Source organism: Clostridium senegalense, assembly GCF_018916625.1.
Classification (GTDB): Bacteria; Bacillota; Clostridia; order Clostridiales; family Clostridiaceae; genus Clostridium_J; species Clostridium_J senegalense.
In genome coordinates this window covers 39,546-63,172 of record NZ_JAHLNC010000011.1, presented here as the reverse complement: position 1 = coordinate 63,172, position 23,627 = coordinate 39,546, and the positions used below count along the sequence as shown (strand labels likewise).

10 protein-coding genes and 1 riboswitch are annotated in these 23,627 nt (G+C 29.1%); of the genes, 9 read left to right on the top strand and 1 reads right to left on the bottom strand.

All coding sequences use genetic code 11. The features are described 5' to 3' along the window. The first annotated feature begins 415 nt into the window (after window positions 1–415). Window positions 416–3,739 (top strand): cell wall-binding repeat-containing protein, encoded by a 3,324-nt coding sequence (locus tag KQI36_RS15645; RefSeq protein ID WP_216451712.1) that lies wholly within the window; start codon window positions 416–418, stop codon window positions 3,737–3,739. Window positions 3,740–5,164: 1,425 nt separating this feature from the next. Here KQI36_RS15645 and KQI36_RS15640 read toward each other — a convergent pair. Further along, window positions 5,165–5,713 carry a transposase gene (locus KQI36_RS15640; protein ID WP_216451711.1) on the bottom strand — a complete coding sequence of 183 codons (549 nt, stop codon included), beginning with the start codon at window positions 5,711–5,713 and terminating at the stop codon, window positions 5,165–5,167. 1,090 nt (window positions 5,714–6,803) lie between these two features. Here KQI36_RS15640 and KQI36_RS15635 point away from each other — a divergent pair. The 8 genes from KQI36_RS15635 (at window position 6,804) to KQI36_RS15600 (ending at window position 22,038) form a co-directional block, all read left to right on the top strand. Beyond that, window positions 6,804–8,177, top strand: a complete 1,374-nt coding sequence (locus KQI36_RS15635; protein ID WP_216451710.1) for a cell wall-binding repeat-containing protein — start codon at window positions 6,804–6,806, stop codon at window positions 8,175–8,177. A 1,667-nt stretch (window positions 8,178–9,844) separates the two neighbouring features. Continuing rightward, window positions 9,845–10,462 carry a TetR/AcrR family transcriptional regulator gene (locus tag KQI36_RS15630; RefSeq protein ID WP_010293667.1) on the top strand — a complete coding sequence of 206 codons (618 nt, stop codon included), beginning with the start codon at window positions 9,845–9,847 and terminating at the stop codon, window positions 10,460–10,462. An 82-nt stretch (window positions 10,463–10,544) separates the two neighbouring features. Beyond that, complete coding sequence (locus tag KQI36_RS15625; RefSeq protein ID WP_216451709.1) at window positions 10,545–12,695, top strand: YhgE/Pip domain-containing protein; 2,151 nt, start codon at window positions 10,545–10,547, stop codon at window positions 12,693–12,695. Window positions 12,696–12,722: 27 nt separating this feature from the next. Continuing rightward, a complete protein-coding gene (locus KQI36_RS15620; RefSeq protein ID WP_216451708.1) occupies window positions 12,723–14,882 on the top strand; it encodes a YhgE/Pip domain-containing protein in 2,160 nt (719 codons plus the stop codon). Window positions 14,883–16,302: 1,420 nt separating this feature from the next. Then, window positions 16,303–18,060, top strand: a complete 1,758-nt coding sequence (locus KQI36_RS15615; RefSeq protein WP_216451707.1) for a cell wall-binding repeat-containing protein — start codon at window positions 16,303–16,305, stop codon at window positions 18,058–18,060. A gap of 181 nt (window positions 18,061–18,241) precedes the next feature. Then, window positions 18,242–19,723 carry a cell wall-binding repeat-containing protein gene (locus KQI36_RS15610; protein WP_216451706.1) on the top strand — a complete coding sequence of 494 codons (1,482 nt, stop codon included), beginning with the start codon at window positions 18,242–18,244 and terminating at the stop codon, window positions 19,721–19,723. 203 nt (window positions 19,724–19,926) lie between these two features. Next, window positions 19,927–20,736 (top strand): SLAP domain-containing protein, encoded by an 810-nt coding sequence (locus tag KQI36_RS15605; RefSeq protein ID WP_216451705.1) that lies wholly within the window; start codon window positions 19,927–19,929, stop codon window positions 20,734–20,736. Window positions 20,737–20,901: 165 nt separating this feature from the next. After that, window positions 20,902–20,985: riboswitch (cyclic di-GMP riboswitch) on the top strand. Window positions 20,986–21,204: 219 nt separating this feature from the next. Beyond that, window positions 21,205–22,038, top strand: a complete 834-nt coding sequence (locus tag KQI36_RS15600) for a leucine-rich repeat domain-containing protein (RefSeq protein ID WP_216451704.1) — start codon at window positions 21,205–21,207, stop codon at window positions 22,036–22,038. Window positions 22,039–23,627: the final 1,589 nt, after the last annotated feature.

Here is a 23,627-nt window from a genome sequence, read left to right as displayed (position 1 = left end):
TATATAATATAAATATCTAAAATTTAAAAATATATGATTCCGTGAATGTTTGGAATTTTATGGACTATTTTTGTGAAATTTAAAATATTTATGTAGGTTATAATCAAAATTTATAGAAAAAGTTAGAGTTAGATAAATTTTTTACGAATTTTAAGTAATTTGTTATATTTATAGCATGAAAGAAAATGATTTTAAAATTGCAAAAATATTTTGTGAATTATATTTATTTTGTATTTGTATTTTTAAATATTTATAGGATAAAACTTTAAAAAAATATTTAAAATGTAAATAAATCAAGTTACTCGTTTTTTTACTATGAAAAACTTATAAAATTAGGAAATTAAGTTAAATGGTAAGTTGGGGTATTTTTATAAGTTTGAATAGGGGGATTTTAATAAAAGGGGGATTTTAGTTTATGGGAAAAAAATCGAGGGTGATTTCTACATTGTTGATAGGTGCTACACTTTCAACAATGGGACATAGTGTATTTGCAGTTGAGTCTAAGGAAACAATAGAAAGAAAAATGTTGGCTGGAGAAGATAGATATGAAACAGCAGTAAAAGTTAGTAAGCATGGTTGGACTAGTGCTAAAAATGTAGTTTTAGTTAATTCTACAGCTATTTCAGATGCTCTAGCAGCAACACCTTTTGCAAAGCTTAAGGATGCTCCAATTCTTTTAACAACTAGTAAGGCTCTAACAGATTCTACAAAAGATGAGCTTAAGAGACTACAAGCAGAAAATGTTTATATAGTTGGCGGTGGCTCAGTTATTTCTAAAGATGTTGTTAAAGAGTTAAATGATATGGGAATAAAGACAGAAAGAATTTTTGGTAGTAATAGAGAAGAAACCGCAATAGCCATAGCAAAAAATATTGATAGCAAAGAAGTGGCTGTGGTAAATGGATATACTGGTCTTGCTGATGCATTGTCTATAGCACCAGTGGCAGCAGATAAGCAAATGCCTATTTTAATTTCTTCTAAAGATAATTTGGGTAAAACTGGAGAATATATAAAGGAAAAGAAGATAGAAAGTTCTTATGTTTTAGGTGAAAAAGGAGTTATTTCAGAAGAAGTTGAAAAAGCTCTTCCAAAGGCTGAAAGAATAGGTGGGGAAAATAGAAGAGAAACTAATAGTAAGGTTTTAGAAAAGTTCTATAGCGAAAAAGAATTTTCAAACATATATGTTGCAAAAGATGGCAGCAAAGATGTAGGTCAGTTAGTTGATGCACTATCTATCTCAACTGTAGCTGGGAAAGAAAAAAGTCCATTAGTTTTAGTTGGAAAAGATATTAGTGGTGGCCAAAAAACTTATTTAGAAAGTAAAACTGTTAAAACTTTATATGAGGTAGGTAATGGTATAAATGCTAATACTGTTGAAAATATAATTAAAGCTTTAAGTATTAAAGAAGTTACACCGGAGCCAGATCCAGATCCAAACGAAGCAGCTAAAGTTCATTCAGTAAAGGCTATAAATGGCATTCAATTAGAAGTTAAATTTAATAAACCGGTAGATGAGGATAGTGCTACAGATTTATTTAATTATGAGATAAAAGATGAAGATAATAAGGATGTATTAAATGATAGTGAGAAGAAGACTTCTTTAATTGAGTTAAAGGAAGATAAGAAAACAGCTATTATAACTTTAAGACAGGATTATGGAATAAAATATAATCAAGTAGACTTAGATGTGGAAGTTAGCAACGTGTATACTGAGGATAAAAAAGAAAAAGTTGCTGATTTTAAAAGTGAGGTAAGAGTTTTATCTACTGGATTACCAGAACTTTTAGACATTAAGCAAGTGGGACCAAAGGAATATAATTTAACATTCTCAGAGCCAGTTACAGCTAAAAATAGTAACGAAATTAGAAATGCTTTAAGAGTTAATAAAGAATATCCATCAAGTATTGAAACAAGAATAGATAATCTTGGTTTAGATGCTAATGTGGTAAGAATGATAACTTCATCTGAATTAAAAGATGGCGAGTATGAGTTGACTATTAAAGATGGAATATATAATTATGGTGGATTTAAGTGTGAAGAAGGGATTAAAAACTTTACTGTTGTAAAAGACGAAAGTAATATTACTGCTGTAGTAGATAAAGTTAAATCTGATGAGCTTACACTTAAATTTAATAAGAGTTTAGATATAGATACTGTTAAAGATGATAATGTGGAATTTTATTTAGATTATGTAAATAAAGATTATAAACTAAAGGTTGAAAAAGTAGAGGATAATAAAGTAACTCTTAGTTATGGCGGATTCCCTTTAGGTGACCATAAAATTGTTATTAAATATAAAAATAAGAAAGATGATAAAATAAAAGATTTGTGGGGTAAAGAACTTGAAGAAACTTCTATAAGTTATAATCTTCAGGGGGAAACTGCTCCTACTGTAAAAGCTGAATACAATAGATTTAATAAGACTATAGATTTGAAATTTAGTAAGGCAGTTACAGGTGCTGATGATTATGAATCCTATATTTTGACAAATGCTGATGGTGATGAAGAAGATTTAGAGGAAGTTGAAATAAAATGTAAAGATGATGGTAAAAAAGAATACACTATAGATGCATCTGATTTTGAAGGAAAGTATACTTTAGAAATAGTGAAAAATAAAATTAGAGACACTACTGTTGCTAGGGTACCAGTAGAGGAAACATCCCTAGAAATAGAAGTTGCAGATACCACTGAAGCAGAGGTAAAGATGGTAACTTACGGTGGTGAGCATGGTGACCAAATATTTGTAAGATTTAGTGAAGCTATGAGAACTGAAGGTACAGGTTCAGTGCTAGATAAGAAAAATTATCTTGTAACTTATAATGGAAAAGAAGCTAAACAATTAGACGAAATAAAGGATGCTGAAATTGATATAAAAGGGGATAATGATTTAGTTCAAATAACATTACCAGATAAAATAGATACAGAGAAAGAAGTAAAAATTCACATTGGTTCAGTAGCAGATGCTAATGGTAAGTTTACTGGATTAGGTGGTATAAGTATTGATACCGTTGGTAATGATAGGATAATTAGTATGCCTGAAATACATTTTATTGAAGGCTTAGACATAGCACAAGAAGGAAAAATATCAGTACTAGATAAAAATACAATAGAATTCTATTTAGACAAGGAAATATCTAATATAACTTTACAAAGTATAGAATTTAAACTAGGTGACGAAGTATTAAATCCAAGTTCATACAAAATAAAAGAAAAGAAATCAAAAAGAAAATTATATAATAGAATAACTTTAAAATTTGATGATGATATATTTAATACTGATGGAACAGTAAATTATGAAAATGATGAAGAAAAAGTTATAAAAGAAGGTGTATTGTCATTTAGAAAAGATGTATTTACAACAGTAAACGAATCATCATCATTAGAAGATATAGAATTTAAATTAGGTGATAATTCAGTTGATAAATTAGTAGATAAATCTGCGCCAATTGTTGAAGAGGCAAATATAATAGAAAATGGAAATAAAATAGAAATAAAATTCTCAGAAAAAGTAAGAATGGATTATGTATCATTAGCTACTTTTGATTTAGGCGATTATGAAATAGATTCTATAGAAAGTAATAGTGAAAATGGTTTAAGTGACACTGTAATATTTACATTAAAAGAACCAGTTGAAGATGATTGTGAGGAGTTTGATATAAAGCAAATGCACCCTATAAGAGATAAATTTAATAATGCAAATACAGACTCAGATACAATAACAGCTGAAAGAAAAAAGTAAAATAATTTAAACTAAATTAACTCCCTAGTTTGGTTTAGTAAAATTAATCTATTATAAATACACATAAAATATATAAATAAAAAATTAGCAAACCCCTAAAATAGTTAAAAGTTAAAATTATAAGAATTGAGAGTTGAAAAAAATTGACATTTGACAATGGAGAATTAATTAGGAATTGACATTTGACAATGGAGAATTGACAATTAAAAAATTATAGGAGGAAACTGGACTTTGGTCCAGTTTCTTTGAATTTAAGAGAGTAAATTCTAGGTTTAGGGTATAAAACTAAACAAAACTATAGTTAGGGTTTATAGCCGTAACAAATTATATAATTGACAATGGACATTTGACAATTGACAATGATGGTTGAAAGTGGAACCCACTTTCTTTTGAATTTAGGGGAGTAGAATTTGAGTTCGGGAGATAAAACAAACTAAAGCTATAGTCAGGGGTTACAGCCGTAACAAGAAGGACAGGCGTACCAAAATATATTTTCCATAAGTTATTTTTATAGTGAAATCGAAGAGTTATCAATAAAACCTAAAGAAATCAAAGCCGGTCCTTAAGATAGTTAATAGTTAAGAATTAATAGTTAAGAGTTCAGGATGAAACTGGATCACCAGTTTCTTTGAATTTAAGGGAGTAAATTATAGGTTTATGATATTGAATTAAACAAAGTTAGATTCAAAATGTGTAGCCATAACAAGAAGGACAGGCGTACCAAAATATATTTTCCATAAGTTATTTTTATAGTGAAATCGAAGAGTTATCAATAAAACCTAAAGAAATCAAAGCCGGTCCTAAAATAGCAGCTTTGCTGCGTAGATGTTCGGGACCGACTTCGAGCAATATTGGAGAAAAACTAAAATCAACAAAAGTATCTATCCAAAAGAATAGGAAAGTAGCCAATTACGCGTCTGTCCCTCTTGTGATGGAGGTAGAACTTTGGGTGATTAGATATTTAGCTGAGGTAGAGAGTTTGGAAAAATTGGCAATGGACAATTGATATTTGACAATGATGGAGGAAACTGGACTACCAGTTTCTTTTTAATTAGAAGGAGTAAAATCTAAGTTAAAGATATAAAACAAACAAAAACTATATTCAAAATGTAGAGCCGTAACAAGAAGGACAGGCGTACCAAAATATATTTTCCATAAGTTATTTTTATAGTGAAATCGAAGAGTTATCAATAAAACCTAAAGAAATCAAAGCCGGTCCTAAAATAGCAGCTTTGCTGCGTAGATGTTCGGGACCGACTTCGAGCAGTATTGGAGAAAAACTAAAATCAACAAAAGCATCTATACCAAAAGAATAGGAAAGTAGCCAATTACGCGTCTGTCCCTCTTGTGATGGCGTGAAAATTTTGTATAATTGCTTACTTAGGAGCTGTAATAATCTAAGATAATATACATATGGCATTTAAATTATGTTGTAATATTTTCAAAGTATAAATTTCTAGCAGTACTTGTATCTTTACTAAAATAATTTAATATTCTATCTGAATCAATTAAATTGAAATAATCTTTCTTTAAGTTTAAATATATTCCTAAACTTGAAAATGGATATTTTTCCGGGGAGTCTTTAAAATTGTATAAAGTTTGGGGATTTTTATGAATATAAAATGATAATTGTATTATATAACTATCATTTTTTACTGGAATGCTAAAAAATCTATTTTTAAACACTCTGCCAATATGATTATATTTATTATTAAAATAATTAGCATAAGAATGATTTATTAGCTTCATAAAAATTGAAATACTAGAATCACATTCGTCTATCAAAAAATGACCATGGTTATCCATTAAACAGTAGCAATATATTTTAAAATTAAAATGTTTCTTGTAATATTTTATTATTCTTAAATATTTAATTTTATCATTAATTTCTTTAAATAAAAGAATATCTGATGGAGATTTAACAATTATATGATAAATTTTACTATCAGATCTTTTTCTTGCATATGTAGACATATAAAAAAGCACCTACTTAAAAATATTATTATTTAAATGTTAGACAAAACTATAATATTTAATCAAATTAAATTTAAAAATCATATCGAAGTTTTTTAGCTAAGATTAAAACCTATAAAATTTTATTAATTAAAATGTATACCCGTAACAAGAAGGACAGGCGTACCAAAGTAAATTTTCCATAAGGTGTTTTTTCAGTGAAATCGAAAAGTTATCAATAAAACCTAAAGAAATCAAAGCCGGTCCTAAAATAGCAGCTTTGCTGCGTAGATGTTTGGGACCGACTTTGAGTATTATTGGAGAAAAGCTAAAATCAACAAAAGTATATATCCAAAAGAATAGGAAAGTAGCCAATTACGCGTCTGTCCCTTTTGTAATGGAGGTAGAACTTTGGGGGATTGCTTGCTTAGATTTTGTTATCAGAACTAGGATTAAAAGATACGTTTAGCATTACTAGGAGCAAAGCGAATAGTAATAACCACAACTCGTCACTATTCACTCTTAACTTTTAACTGAAAATATGTAATATTTTCAAAATGTGCAGCCGTAACAAGAAGGATAAGTTCATTTTGTTGTATCACCATAAAAAGACTTCAGTACTCATTAAAAATGCTAGTTAAAATAAATTGCAGAGCAAAGAACCAGTACTTCCGCTGCAAAACAGCATATCTGTTATTTTACCAAAATACGAGTTTCAGTGTAATTTTATATTTAAAATGTAGAGATAGGTGTAATAAAATGTGGTTCATAGAATTCATTTTTCATTAAAATGAAGAGTTAAATAATAAAAAATAAAGTAATCAGTATTCAATCTAGAAAAAATTTACAAAACATCTTCTATACGCTTGAAAAATATTAAATAAATGTTTAAAATTATTATGGAATATTATATATTGGTTCAGAAAGTTATAGGGAAACAAGCTCCAATTTAAATTTGTTCAATAACTTTAAAATATTTTTATATAATATGCATGTTGAATTCTAAGTGATTCGGAGCATGTCTCACTATTTTTGGTATCCAAGTTTTAGAATTGATAATTTAAAGAGTCAACTTGGATATCTATAAATTAAGAAAGGACTTAATTTTATTATGAAGAGAAAAAAATTGATAGCACTATTAGTTATGGGAATGTTATGTTTTAGAAATATAACTGTTTTAGCAGCTGAAAGCAATAGATTATGTGGCAGGACACGTGTGGAGACAGCTATTGAGGTTTCTAAAGAATTTTATAATAAAAATTCTGATAGTACAGGAAATGCAATTTTAGCAGCAGCATCAGATGAAAATTTAGTAGATTCTTTAGCAGTTTCACCACTAGCATATAAATTAAAAGCTCCAATCTTTTTAAATGACGCTAACAATAGTATAGATGAAGTTACATTAAATGAATTAAAAAGTAGAAATATAAAAAATGTGTACATTTCTACTGGTGAGGGAATAATATCTAAAGAGGCTGAAGAGGAACTTATAGCAAATGGAATGAATGTTATAAGACTTGGGGGAGCAACTAGATATGAAACAGCATTAAATATATTAAATAAGTATAAAGAATTAGGCGGACAAGCTACAAATGTGTGTTTGGTTTCAGGAAATGGAATAGCAGATGCACTATCAATAGCTCCTATAGCAGCAGAAAATTCTATGCCAATAGTTTTAGCAAAGGATAGTGACAATGTTGCTAGTGAATTAAAGGAAGTTGTTTACAATGCGCAAAAGGTTTATGCAGTAGGTGGAGAGAGTGTATTATCTGCGGGCTTAGTAAATGATTTAAAAGGAGAGAGGTTAGCAGGAAAAAATAGATATGCAACTAATATTGAAGTAATTAAGAAATTTTATGGTAGCAGCTTTGAAAATATATATTTTGCTAACGGAAACAATAATCATTTAGTAGATTCTTTAACTGCTTCAGTTTTAGTAGCAGGAAGTAAGGGACCTATAGTTTTACTTGATAATAAGTTAAATAAAGATACAGCAAATGCAATAAATGAAAAAGTTACAAACAATACTAATATGACTTTTTTAGGTGGAGAGGCATTTGTTCCTTCAATTACTATTGATAATATAAAGAATCCTCCAGAAGATAAACCAATAGAGAAACCTAAAGATATGGGACAAGAAGTTGTAAATTATGCTATGAATTATTTAGGAACTCCTTATGTATGGGGTGGAGATAGTCCAGCTGGTTTTGATTGTTCAGGTTTTGCACAATATGTTTATAGACACTTTGGTGTGGAAATAACGAGAACAACATATACTCAAGTAAATCAAGGTAGTTACGTAGCAAGAGAAAATTTAAGACCAGGAGATTTGGTGTTTTTTACTTACTCTGGTGATGGTGAAGCAGAGCACGTAGGGATGTATGTTGGGAATAATTCGTATATACATTGTCCTCAACCTGGTGATGTAGTTAGAGTATCTACAATAGGATATGGATATATGACTGCAAGAAGAATATTTAATTAGGAAACTGGAGTTTAGATAGTTAAGAGTTAATAGTTTAAGAGTTAATAGTTAAGGAAGAAACTGGGCGGTAGTCCAGTTTCTTTTGAATTAGAGGGATTAAAATTTAAGTTTGATATATGAATCTAACTAAAGTTAAATTTAAGGTTTACAGCCGTAACAAATGGGACAGGCACGAAAGGTGTAAACCCATAAAATAGAGAGTAACTCTTATAATTTAATTATAATAAATAAAAAAAGTTAGCCAGTCCCTGAGATAGTTAAGAGTTAAGAGTTAAAAGTTAATAGTTCAGGTTGAAACTGGACTACCAGTTTCTTTTTAATTAGAGGGAGTAAAATTTGAGTTTGAGAGATAAAACTAACCAAAGCTAAATTTAGTGTGTACAGCCGTAACAAGAAGGACAGGCGTACCAAAGTATGTTTTTCATAAGTTATTTTCACAGTGAAATCGAAAGGGTATCAATAAAATCTAAAGCAATCAAAGCCGGTCCTAAAATAGTAGCTTTGCTACGTAGATGTTTGGGACCGACTTCGAGTACTATTGGAGAAAAACTAAAATCAACAAAAGTATCTATCCAAAAGAATAGGAAAGTAGCCAATTACGCGTCTGTCCCTCTTGTAATGGAGGTAGAACTTTGAATGATTGCTTACTTAGTTGAGGTAGGGAGCTTGAAAAATTGACAATGGACAATTAACATTTGACAATGATGGAGGAAACTGGGGTTAGATAGTTAAGAGTTAAAAGTTAATAGTTCAGGTTGAAACTGGACTGCCAGTTTCTTTTTAATTAGAGGGAGTAAAATTTGAGTTTGAGAGATAAAACTAACCAAAGCTAAATTTAGTGTGTACAGCCGTAACAAGAAGGACAGGCGTACCAAAGTATGTTTTTCATAAGTTATTTTCACAGTGAAATCGAAAGGGTATCAATAAAATCTAAAGCAATCAAAGCCGGTCCTAAAATAGTAGCTTTGCTACGTAGATGTTTGGGACCGACTTCGAGTACTATTGTAGAAAAACTAAAATCAACAAAAGTATCTAGCCCAAAGAATAAGAAAGTAGCTAATTACGCGTCTGTCCCATTTGTAATGGAAGTAGAACTTTGAGTGATTGCATACTTAGATTTTTTTAGCAAAACTAGAATTAAAATACGTTTAGCATTACTAGGAGCAAAGCGAGTAGTAATAACCACAACTCTTAACTTTTCACTCTTAACTCACAAAGTCCCATTTGTAATGGAGCTAAGATCATAATTTATTACTTACTTAGAAGTTTTATTTTTGTAGATTTAAAAGTACGTTTAGCATTACTAGGAACGAAGTGAGTAGTAATAACCACAACTGATAACTATTCACTCCTAACTTTTAACTTGAAATATGTAATATTTTCAAAATGTGCAGCCGTAACAAGAAGGACAGGTTCATTTAGTTGTAGCACCATAAAAACTTTAGTACTCAATAAAAATGGCTAGATAAAAAAATACTGAGGAAAGAACCAGTACTTGAGATGCAGAGTGTTTTCAGGGGGAAGGGAAATTGTCGGTTTAAAATGAATTATTAAAAGATTAGAAAAATGACTTGTGGACATAAAAATCGTTGATTTTTTGAAAAAAGAGGATTATAATAATTTTATGATTAAAAATGACTAAAGGTCATTTTGAAAGGGGAATGAAGTTGAGTAAGGGGATCAAATCTAAACTGAAAAAATCTGAATGTAATAAGCTAGAGAAGAAGAAAAATTTAATGGAAGTAGCTTATAATCTTTTTGTAACTAAAGGTATAAACGATACATATATAAGTGATATTACAAAGGAGGCTGGAGTTGCAAAGGGTACTTTTTATTTATATTTTAAAGACAAGTATTATTTAAGGGAGATTATAATACTTAACAAATGTTGTTTAATTTTAAAAAAAGCTTTGGAACAAGCTAACAAGAATAAATTTAATGATTTATCAGAAGAAGTAATATTTTTTATCAACTATATTATTGACTATTTAAAAGAAGATAAAAAGTTATTAAAACTGATACATAAGAATTTATCTTGGGGTATATACAAAAGAGGGATATCTGAGAGAGAAGAGTATGAGGAGTTTGAACATATATATCAAGAATTTGTTTCAAGAATACAAGAAAAAGAGAATATTAAAAACGAAGATGCTAAAAAACTATTGTTCTTAATAATTGAATTAACTAGCGGAGTTTGTTATAGTTCAATTATATTAGAAGAACCAGCTTCTATTGAGGAGATGAAACCAATATTATTTGAAAGCATAAGAAGAATTTTAAATTAAGTTTTTATATTATTATGTTAGAATAATATGATCTTGAAACAAGTTTAAATTTAGAAACTAGCAATGAATATGGAGGTTAAAGATGAAGGATGCGTTAAAAGTGTTTAAGCGAGACCTTAAGAGCATTACCAAAAATCCAGTAGCACTTTTAATTGTTGCAGGAGTATGTATTTTACCGTCTCTTTATGCCTGGGTAAATATAAAGGCAAGTTGGGACCCATATGAAACTACAAGTACTTTTCCAGTAGCTGTAGTAAATAAGGATAAAGGTGCAAACTTTTTAAACAAGGACTTAAACATTGGAAATGATGTAATAGATAATTTAAAGGATAATGATAAACTTGGATGGAAATTTGTTAATTCCAAAGAGGCAGAGATGGGTGTTGTAGATGGAACCTATTATGCCATGATAGAGATACCAGAAGATTTTACAGAGGATTTAACAAGCTTAACATCAGATAATCCAATTAAGCCAAAAGTAAAATATAAAGTAAACACAAAATTAAATCCTGTGGCAACTAGTATAAGTAATGCTGCAAAAGGCTCATTAGTAAATGAAATAACTACAAATTTCATAAGTACAGTAAATGAAGAAGTGTTTAACGAATTAAATATATTAGGTAAGAATGCAGAAAAAAATAAAACTGATATACTTGCTTTAAAAAAGGCGATTATTTCTGTAAATAAAAATATGGATTCTATAACAGGTTTGTTAGAAGGGGTAGATAGTTCGGCTAAAAACTTAGGCGACTTCCTAACAGATTTTAGAGCAACTTTACCATCGATTACAGATAGTTTGTCAGGTATTCAAGATAGTACACAAAGTACTGGTAATATAATGCAAGATACAGAAAAAAGTTTTAATAATACTATAGACAATTTGCAACTTAGTTTAAAGGAATCAAAAGCTTCTATAGATAGAATTTATGATTTAGCAGAGCGTATAAATTCAAATAGAAGTTCAAATGATTCAAAAAGAAATGTATCTCAAATAAGTAGAGATATAAATACACTAAATAATTCTATTTCATCTGATATTAAATTTTTAGATGAAGTAAATAAGGCACAACCTAATCAGGCGATTTCGAATAATATAACCTATTTAAATAATGCTGAAAATGCATTAAGTGAAGCTAAAAGTAACGTAGAAAACTTACAAAATTCAATGAGTTCAACTGGCGAAATTAATGATAGTGCTATGTTAACTACTTTAAATAGTATTAAAAATGTTAATACACATATAAGCCAAGCTGTAAGTGATTTTGATTCAAATGCAAGACCAGCGCTTAATACAATAACAAATAGTTTTGTAAGTATTACTGATGATGCATGTAAGCTTTTAGAAACATCTAAAGGTTTGGTTCCACAAATGGACAACTTATTAAAATCAGGAGCAGAAGGAAGTGAGCTTGCTGCTAAAATTTCTACTGATTTAAAGGAAGACTTACTTTCATTTAAAGATGTTATAAGTCAGCTAAGTAATAAGTTGGAAAAAATAAATGATAATGATATTATCGGCATTATAAGTGTAATGCAAGGTAGTTCAAGTCTTATGGGAGATTTTATTTCTAGCCCATTTGAATTAAAGGAAGAACCAGTATTCCATGTGCCTAACTATGGATCAGCTATGACTCCAATTTATTCAGTTTTGGCATTATGGGTAGGTGCTCTAATTTTAGTATCAATATTAAAAACAGAACCACCAGAATTTGAAGGTGGAGCAAACATAAGAGTAAGAGAAAGACATTTTGGAAAGTTAATGACTTTTGTACTTTTAGCCGTTTTTCAAGGAGCTATAGTTACTTTAGGAAATAAACTGCTTTTAGATGTTTATATTGTAAACTTCCCATTGATGTTGGCATTTGGTATTGTTACATCAATAGCATTTACAACTATTGTATTCACTTTAGTTTCTGTACTAGGAAATATAGGAAAAGATATAGCTATAGTATTTATGGTTATTCAGCTTGCTGGATGTGGAGGAACTTATCCAATACAAGTAGATCCTAAGTTCTTTAGGGTACTTCAACCATTCTTCCCGTTTACTTATGCAGTAGGTGGGTTTAGAGAGGCTGTAGCAGGTCCACTTATGAGTAGTGTTATAGTAGATTTCGTTATATTGATAATTTACACAATACTATTTTTACTAATAGGATTCTTCTTTAAGGAACCACTTCATAACAAGGTAAGAAGTTTTGAAGATAGTTTTAAAAAGTCAAGAGTAGCAGAATAATAAAGTGACTCGAGGGGGTGAATGCATTTGAAGGAAATTTTTAAAGTTTGGCGTGAAGATTTAAAAGCTATATTAACAAATAAACCTACGCTTATAATAATTATAGGGCTTTGTATTATTCCATCCCTATATGCTTGGGTTAATATAAAAGCTTGTTGGGATCCTTATGCTAACACTGGAAATATGCCAGTGGCTGTAGTAAATAAAGATGAGGGCGCAACAATAAATGATAAGACTATTAATGTAGGTAATGAGGTAATAGAATCCCTTAAGAAAAATGACTCAATAGATTGGATTTTTCTAGATGAATGGCAAGCTAATTATGGCTTGAATGAAGGAAAGTATTATTCTTTAATAGAAATACCAGCTAATTTTTCTAAAGGACTAGTAAGTCTTACAACTACTACTCCTCAAAAACCTAATATTATATATAAAAACAACGAAAAGGCAAATGCCATTGCTACAAAAATCACTAGTGCAGTAAAAAGTAAGGTTACAGATGAGATAAAAACTAATTTTGTAACTACAGTAAATGAAAAAGCTTTTGAAACTTTAAATGAACTAGGGGTTAAAGTAGAGGATAATAAACCAAAAATATTAGAAATAAAAGATGTAATTACTTCTACAAATAATAATTTGCAAAGTGTGAAAGACCATATTGCAAATGCAAATAAAAATACAAAGAGTTTTGAGACTTATTTATATCAGGTTAAAAATGATTTACCATTAATAACTAATCAAATAGATAGTCTTCAACAAGTTACTAATGCTAGTAAAGGGTTAATAACAACCACACAGCAAGATTTAAGTACTTTATCAAATAACTTAAGTAATGATGTAATTGAATTGCAAAGTATAAATAATAATATTCAATCGTCTTTAAATAAGTTAAGAGATAAAAATAATGAATTTTCACCAGAAAATGCTAACAAAGTGTTAGATGATATGGATACTATGGTGGATATATTAAAATCTATAACAGATAGAAATATTGAAAATTTAGAGGCTATTAATGGTGCTTTAGGCAGTCCTGTATTAGATGATATAACAGATATATTTAGAAATATACAATCGTCATTAGTAGATCAAAAAAATAGAATAGAAGATGTAAGGACTGCTATAAATAAAGGCGAAACGAAAGAAAATATAAACATGGCGATAGATGCTTTGACAGAAGCGAATACAAAGGTTTCTAACAGCATAGGTAATCTATCAAATAGATTCTTTGATAGTGGATTAAATGTTTTAAATAGTCTTGGTGATCAAGTATCTGGAGGAATGAATATTATAGATTCTGTTTTAAATGGGGTACGTGGAGTTGTTCCTAGATTAACTGCATTAACTAATTTTGGAATAAGTACTAGTAAGTTAGCTAGCGACCAAGCAGATAAATTAACAGATAAACTAGGAGATTTTCAAGAGAAAGTTGATAAGCTAAGTGATAAAACAAAAGATTTAAATGATAAGAATATAGATGATATGGTTGACTTGATGTCTAAAGATCCAAAAACTATGGGGTCGTTTATATCTTCACCGATTGAAGTAGAAGCAACAGAGCTTTATGGAGTTGGTACATTTGGTATTGGATTAACTCCATTCTATACAACTCTTGCTATATGGGTTGGAGCGTTGTTACTATCATCTATGTTAACTGTAGAATGTGAACCAATAGAAGGTAGCAATAAGAAACTTTCATTTATGATGGGACACTTTGCAAAAATGTTAACATTTTTAACTGTTTCAGCAATCCAAACTATAATTATTGTGCTAGGTGATGTATTTATATTAGGTGTAAAACCAGCAAACTTCCCGTTAATGATGGCATTTGGATTACTTTCATCATTAACATTTGTAATGATTATATATACATTAGCATCTGTTTTAGGAAACGTAGGAAAAGCAGTTGCAGTAGTAATAATGGTAATGCAAATAGCAGGTTCTGGTGGTCTATATCCAATACAAACTAATCCAAAGATATTTGGTATGTTACAACCATTGTGGCCATTTACGTATGCTATTGACGGATTTAGACAAGCAATAGCAGGACCAATTGGTTCACATGTAAAAAAAGATGTTCTATTCTTGTTTTTAATAATATTTATATTCTTAGTGATAGGGTTCTTAAAGAAACCATTACACAAACTATCACATGGAATGGAACACAAATTTGAAGAATCTGGACTTTAGTCAATGGACAAAGGACAATTTAAAAAGTTTAGGGAGTAAGAGTTTAGGGAGTAAAAAACTAAAAAGAAACTGGAACTTAACTAGTTAAGAGTTAATAGTTAACAGTTAAAAGGTAAGGAGGAAACTGGACTTTAGTCCAGTTTCTTTCAATTTAACAGAGTAAAATTTGAGTTTGGGAGATGAATCTAACTAAAGCTATAGTTAGGGTTTACAGCCGTAACAAGAAGGACAGGCGTACCAAAGTATGTTTTCCATAAGTTATTTTTACAGTGAAATCGAAAAGTTATCAATGAAACCTAAAGCAATCAAAGCTGGTCCTTAAGATAGTTAATAGTTAAGAGTTAATAGTTAAGAGTTAAGGAAGAAACTGGATCACCAGTTTCTTTGAAATAAAGTAGCTTTGCTGCGTAGATGTTCGGGACCGACTTCGAGTACTATTGGAGAGAAACTAAAATCAACAAAAGTATCTATCCAAAAGAATAGGAAAGTAGCCAATTACGCGTCTGTACCTCTTGTAATGGAAGTAAAACTTTGAGTGATTGCTTGCTTAGTTGAGATAGGTGGTTTAAAAAATTGACAATTGACATTTGACAATGATGGAGGAAACTGGGGTGCCAGTTTCTTTTGAATTTAAGGGAGTAAAATTTAAGTTTGAGAGATGAATCTAACTAAAGTTAAATTCAAAGTTTACAGCCGTAACAAATGGGACAGGCACGAAGAATGTATTTCCATAAACTAAAAAGTAGCTCTTACAATTTAGTTATCATAAATAAAAAAAAGTTAGCCAGTCCCCAGGTAGCTACTATGTAGCGTAGTTGTTCGGGACTGGCTTTGAATTTTTAGATAGAAGTATAAGGTTAGGAGAGCATCATATGTTAGAGAAAAGAATATAGTTTACCGTGCCTGTCCCATTTGTGATGGAACCATACTTAGAAAAAGTTCTTATTTAGGAGTTTTATTTTTGTAGATTCAAAGTGTTTATAATAGATTAGATTTTAAGGTTAAACATATAAAACAAACTAAAACTATATTCAAAGTTTACAGCCGTAACAAGAAGGACAGGCGTATCAAAGTATAGTTTCCGTAAGTTATTTTTCACAGTGAAATCAAAAGATTATCAATAAAACTTAAACAAATCAAAGCCGGTCCTAAAATAGTTAATAGTTAAGAATTAAAAGTTTTAAAAGTTTTAAAAGTTTAAAAAATTTGATAATTAACAATGGTGGAAGAAGCTAGACTTCAGTTTCTTTAAATTTGAGTAGAGTAAAAATCAGGTTCGAGAGATAAAATTAAGAAAAGTGCATCTTATTACTTAAATTTAAATTTGATACAAAATATATAATATATACATATTTTGTAATACATTGTAAAACATGATACAATATTGTTGGTTTTGTTTAAATTTAGGAGAGGTGATAATATGAAAAAAAGAAAAATATTATTAGGAATTTGCACAGCTATTATGGGGAGTTTTATTTGTGTAAATGCTAATGCTAGTGAATTAATTTCAACAGATAGAATATCTGGAATGAGTAGATATGAAACATCTATAAAAGTTTCACAAAAAGGATGGTCAGAATCAGATGTTGCAGTTTTAGTTACTGGTGAAAATTATCCAGATGCGATAAGTTCAGCGCCACTTGCTAAAAAGTATAATGCTCCAATTTTACTAACAAGTAAAAATAAAATTTCTTCAGAATTAGAGAATGAAATAAAAAGGTTAGGAGTTAAAACAGTATATATTATTGGGGGAACTGGGGTTATAAGTAATAGTGTAGAAACATCACTTAATAGTATGGGGATATTAACCAACAGGATAAATGGGAATGATAGATATGAAACTTCAGTTAAAGTTGCAGAAACAATTGGACAAGCTGAAGAAGTATTTGTAGCTACAGGGGATAGTTTTGCTGATGCGTTGTCAGTTTCAACAGTAGCTGCATCTAAAAATAGTCCCATTATTTTATCTCAAGAAAGCAATTTAAATGCTGATGCAAAACAATACATAAAAAATAATGGAATATCTAAAAGTTATGTAATCGGTGGAGAAAAATTAATAAATAATAAGATTTTAAAATCTTTACCATCGTCAGAAAGAATTGCTGGAAATAATAGATACGAAACAAATTATAAAATTTTAAACAAATTTAAAAATGATTTAGATTTTAATAATATATATGTTGCAACAGGAAGTAATTTCCCAGATGCGTTATCAGGTGCAGGGATTGCAAGCAAAACTAATTCTCCAATAGTATTAACTTCAGAAACTGTTGATATTAATACTAAGAAAATTATTAGTGAAAATAAAAATAATATAAAAAAATCTATAGTATTAGGTGGTGAATCTGCAATAAATACTAATACGCTGGCACAATTAGATATGAAGGAAAAAGAATATATGAGTGATATATTGAAACCTTATTATTCATCATGTAGCTATAGGACAAATAATACAGAATATTTAAAAATGGGAGGAAACTCATATACAAAAGGATATTCATTCTCATCATATACAGGGGTGAATTCTTTTAATTTAGGGAAAAAATATAAATGTATAAGTGGAATATTAGGATGTAGATCTGGTGCAGGTTTTAGTGTGGAATTTTTCTGTGATGATGAAAGCCGAGGAATTTATGAATTTAATAATGGGGATTTACCACGAATTGTAGATATAGATGTAAGTGGAGTTGAAAAGTTTGAAATTAAAATAAAGAGCTCGACTTGTGCAGATGTAAATTTTGCTAATGTAGTTATGGATAGCAAAGGAAGTATAACAGATATTGATACAATTGATAAAGAACACAAAGAAGGTTATATGAGTGACATATTGACACCTTATTATTCATCATGTGGCTATAGAACAAATAATGCAGAATATTTAAAAATGGGAGGAAACTCGTATACAAAAGGATATTCATTCTCATCATATACAGGGGTGAATTCTTTTAATTTAAGGAAAAAATATAAATGTATAAGTGGAATATTAGGATGTAGATCTGGTGCAGGTTTTAGTGTGGAATTTTTCTGTGATGATGAAAGCCGAGGAATTTATGAATTTAATAATGGGGATTTACCACGAATTGTAGATATAGATGTAAGTGGAGTTGAAAAGTTTGAAATTAAAATAAAGAGCTCGACTTGTGCAGATGTAAATTTTGCAGATTGCAAAATAAATTAAATAAATTTAAAAAAGTCATAAGTTTAAAACTTATGACTTTTTTATAGTAATTAAATTTATTACTATTATTAATAATAATTTGGGTTTATATAAAATTAATTATAAATTTTGTAAAAATTTGTTTGATTTTTACTGTAAAATTTAATATAATTCAAATGTTAAGTAGAAGGAGGAATGTGTGATGTTTAAAAAAAGAATAATTACATTATGTATGGCTGGAATTTTGTGTTTTAGTTCAGCTACTGTTTTTGGAGAAACAGGAAGTATAAAATACACACGATTAGCAGGGGAGACTCGTGTTGAAACAGCTATAGCTATAGCAGATGAATTTATAGCTAATAGAGGAAATAAAATGGGCTATGATGATAACTGTGCTATATTAGCACCATCAAATGATAAGAATTTGGTCGATTCTTTAGCCGTCGCACCATTAGCTTATAAGGTAGGTGCTCCAATATATTTAAATGATTCTAAAGATGAATTAAATAGTTTGGTTTTAAATAAACTTATAGAAAACAGCATAACATGTGTATATATACCTACAGGTACAAGTGTTATATCTACAAAAGTTGAAGATGAACTTTTAAGAAATAACATAGAAGTCATAAGACTAGGCGGAGATAGTAGGTATGAGACATCAGAAAATATTTTAAAGGAATATATTAATAAAGGTGGAGATATTTCTAGTGCTTGTTTAGTTTCTGGAAATGGACTAGCAGATGCTTTATCTATAGCACCAATTGCTTGTAGTAAATCTATGCCAATAGTTTTAGCTAATACTGAAAGTAAAATTTCTGGTATGGGAGAAAATATTCTTCTAAATGCTAGAGAAGTATATGCTATTGGAGGAAGCAGAGTCATATCAGATGATTTAGTATATAACAAATTAAGGGCTATTAGATTAGGCGGAGAAAATAGATATGAAACTAACACTATAATTTGTAAATATTTTAATTTTGATTTTAATAAAGGTACTAAATCCTTTGAAGATAAATTTTTAATTGGTATTCCTTCATCTTATGATTATTTTAAAAATTTATATGTAGCTAATGGAGGTAATAATCATTTGGTAGACTCATTAACAGTGTCTGTGTTAGCTGCATTAAATAAAAGTCCTATAATTTTAAGTGATGGTACTTTAGATGAAAATATAAATGAAAGCTTAGAGAAAAATGTATCTAATGATACAAATGTATATTTATTAGGTGGAGATAGAGCTATATCTTCTAATATTTTAGATAATGTTCAAACTATAGAAGAATATGTAGATTATGTTTCTAAAAACTGTAATAATGATTTGAAAAGAAACAGAGTAGTATTAATAGCTAATGATTTAAGAGGAATACCTTATGTATGGGCAGGAAATTCTCCAGAAAAAGGATTTGATTCTTCTGGATTAACACAATATGTATATAAACAAGTTGGAGTTGATATAGGAAGAACAGTAGTGGATCAAATGAGTAAAGGATATAAGGTCAATAAAGAAAATTTAATACCAGGAGATCTAATTTTCTTTAGCTATTCTGGAGATAACTATGATCACGTAGCGATGTACGTAGGTAATGGACAGTATATACATTCACCAGGGCCTGGAGATGTTGTGAAAATGTCATCATCATATTATGGATATGCTACTGCAAGAAGAATTTTAAAAGAAGACTAAATTAAAAAAGTTCAATTTGTTATGGTGGTAGAACTTTTTGTGATTACTTGCTTAATTGAGGGAGAAAGTTAAAAAAATAAATTTTTTATATTTGCATTTGCTATTAATTATGTTAGTCAATGATGGTATAATTATATCTGTATGACTAAATATGGATAAAAACAATAAAGATAAAGTGTAATAATTATATACGGAGGATTTTTATGAGTAATAGTGATGTAAATTTTGTAAAATTGAAGTTATCTTTACATCCAGATGAAGAAGCTTTAGTTTCAGATATAAAAAAGATGATGTTAGAAGAAGAGTTAGAGGAATTTGATGGTATAAAAGAAAACGATGTAAATATAAGAACGTCTTATGTTTTTGATGATGGTGAAAACATTGAAATTGGAGTTTTTTTTAGAAATGCTACAAAGGATGACCTTCACTTTACTACTTTGCCATTAACGTTGGTTGATGAAAATGAAAATATTTTAGTGTCAGAAACTTTTAGATTAGATTCGTTAGGCGAAGTACCTGCTTATAGTGCAAGGCCACATAAAATATTATTTAGTAAGGCCAACATGCCTGAAAATATAAATATAAATAAAGGTTGTAAAATTATCTTTAGTAAAGAAATAGAAACTTTAAATATAGCACATATTGAATATGAAGATATAGAAAACATCCCTTTTGAAATGCAGATGTTTTTAAAACAATCATTAAATACATTGCCACCAATAGAAAAGGGACAAGTTGATTTGACTACATATGAAGTATATATGGAAAAAGACAATAAAATAAAAGTTACTTTTTTAGTTAGGAATGGTAAAAATGAAACATTTAAGGTGGAAAAATTACCTATAACAATATACGATAAGAATAATGAAATAATACATACAACTACTCTAGAAATAGATGGAATAGAGTTGAATTCTAATAAAGCAAAATTATTTAGTTTTATTATAGATTGCAGTAATAAAGAGTTAAGTGAATTTGATTTAAGTATGCTTAATTTAGAGTTTAAAAGATAATATAAAGTATTTATGATGTTTTACTAAAGAAATATTACATAAGCACGATTATTCCTTTGAGTGATAAAATTATCCTTATGAACAGCAAATTTTTTAGAGTATTGAAAAAGAAATGAAAACAATGTATAATTTTGTTAATAAAACTGAATAATTATATTACTTTGTAATTATATATGAAACAATGAAGTATATTTTGTATTTGGGTATCTGAAATATATGGAGTTAATGATACAACCGGCTAGTATATATATGTATATTAGCCGTGTTTTTTTTTCTAAAAATATTTATAATATATAAATGGTTTTAGAAAAAACAAAGTGTATATATTTAAAATTTGTAAAAAAAGTGTTAATAAATATCTAAATTTGTCGATATGTATATTACAACAATAAGTATTAAATAATAATTAAAATTAATCCATGGAGTTAAGTTATATAAAGTTTGTATTTTTGAAGTGGGGGGAAAATTTTGAATAAGAAGAAAATACAATTAATAATATTATCAGCTATATTAAGTAGCATTATATTAGCACCTAAAGAATATGTATTAGCTTGTGATAATGTAAAAGATACTCAGTTGGTTAAATGGACCCATCAGGATACGTGTGTCGAGGATGATAAGAAATATAAAATAGATATAGATAATGTAGAATATATTGTAGAGGATAATACAACAGATATAGTAAAGTTTTCAGATCCTAATTTTAAAAAGGCATTGAATGAAAAATTAGGAAAACCTTTTGATGCAGGGATTACTGTTGGCGATCTTAATAATATGAGTGGGGTCTTAGATTTAGAAGATAAAGGTATATCTAATATAGATGGAATAAGACATCTAGAAAATATAGAAGCTTTAATTTTAAATAGTAATCATTTAACTACTATTCCTAATGAAATAGAAGCATTACAAAATCTAAGAACTTTAGAATTAGATGATAATCAATTAATTATGTTGCCAGATAATATTGGTAAATTAAAAAATCTACGGGAGTTATATTTATCTGATAATCAATTGACTGTGTTGCCTAATAGTATAGGTGAACTAAATAATTTAGAAGATTTTATAGTACAAGCAAATAACTTGAGTTATTTACCAGAATCAATAGGAAAGTTAGATAAATTAGAAAAGTTATATTTATGTGCTAATGAATTAAAAGAAATTCCAGAAACGATAACAAATTTGCAAAATTTAAGAGTGTTATCATTGAAAGTAAATTATATAGAAGAATTACCTAAATCTATAAAAGAAATGAAAAGCTTAAAAGATTTAGATATAAGAGGAAACTTAATAGAGGACAATTAAAAAGATTAAGGATTAAGAATTATGAATTAAGAATTTAGGAGGAAACTGGAGTTAGATAGTTAAGAGTTAAGAGTTAAGAGTTAAAAGTTAATAGTTAAAAGTTAAGGAAGAAACTGGACTGCCAGTTTCTTTTTAATTTAAGGGAGTAAAATTTGAGTTTAGGAGATAAAACTAACCAAAGCTAAATTTAAAGTTTACAGCCGTAACAAGAAGGACAGGCGTACCAAAGTATATTTTCCATAAGTTATTTTCACAGTGAAATCGAAAAGTTATCAATAAAACCTAAAGCAATCAAAGCCGGTCCTAAAATAGCAGCTTTGCTGCGTAGTTGTTCGGGACCGACTTCGAGTACTATTGGAGAAAAACTAAAATCAACAAAAGTATCTATCCAAAAGAATAGTAAAGTAGCCAATTACGCGTCTGTCCCTCTTGTAATGGAAGTAAAACTTTGAGTGATTGCTTGCTTAGTTGAGGTAGGGAGCTTGAAAAATTGACAATTGACATTTGACAATGATGGATGAAACTGGATCACCAGTTTCTTTTTAATTTAAGGGAGTAAAATTTAAGCTGAAGATATAAAACAAACTAAAGATATATTCAAAGTTCACAGCCGTAACAAGAAGCACAGGCGTACCAAAGTATATTTTCCATAAGTTATTTTCACAGTGAAATCGAAAGATTATCAATAAAACCTAAAGTAATCAAAGCCGGTCCTTAAGATAGTTAATAGTTAAAAATTAATAGTTAAAAGTTCAGGATGAAAGTGGCAACCACTTTCTTTGGAGTTGTTGGGGACTGGCTTTGGTGTTTTAGCAAGTAGCGTAAATTTAGGAGAGTATCAAGTGCTAGTGAAGAAAATAAGTTTACCGTGCCTGTCCCATTTGTGATGGAGGTATAACTTAGGGGTATTGCATACTTAGTTGAGGTAGGGAGCTTGAAAAATTGACAATTGACATTTGACAATGATGGATGAAACTGGAGTTTAGTTAGTTAAGAGTTAATAGTTAAAAGTTAATAGTTCAGGTTGAAACTGGGCTGCCAGTTTCTTTGAACTATAGGAATTAAATTCTAAGTTTATGATATTAAATTAAACAAAGTTGTATTCAAAGTTTACAGCCGTAACAAGAAGGACAGGTTCACTTAGGTTGTAGCACCATAAAAAACTCTAGTACTCAATAAAAAGGCTAGATAAAATAAATTACCCAGTAAAGAACCAGTACTTGAGCTGCAAAGCAGCGTACCAGTTAGGTACTGGTTCTTTATTTGTCTTATTATGTGAATACAGCAATTGTGGAATCTACAATTTAAACGAAGAAAGTAGCCACAAATGAACCTGTCCCTCTTGTGATGGAGGTAGAACTTGGAGGAATTGATTACTTGGATTTTGTTAACAGAACTAAATTTTAAAAATAGATTGAGAATTATTAGGAGCATAGCGAATATTAATAACCACAACTGTCAACTATTCACTATTAAATCTTAACTAAAAAATGTAATTTTTTTAAATTAATGTTTAGTTAAGATTACGGTTATTTGCTATTAAGATTTAGAAAATATAATTAAATCAACAAGAAGAAAGGTGGAGTTAA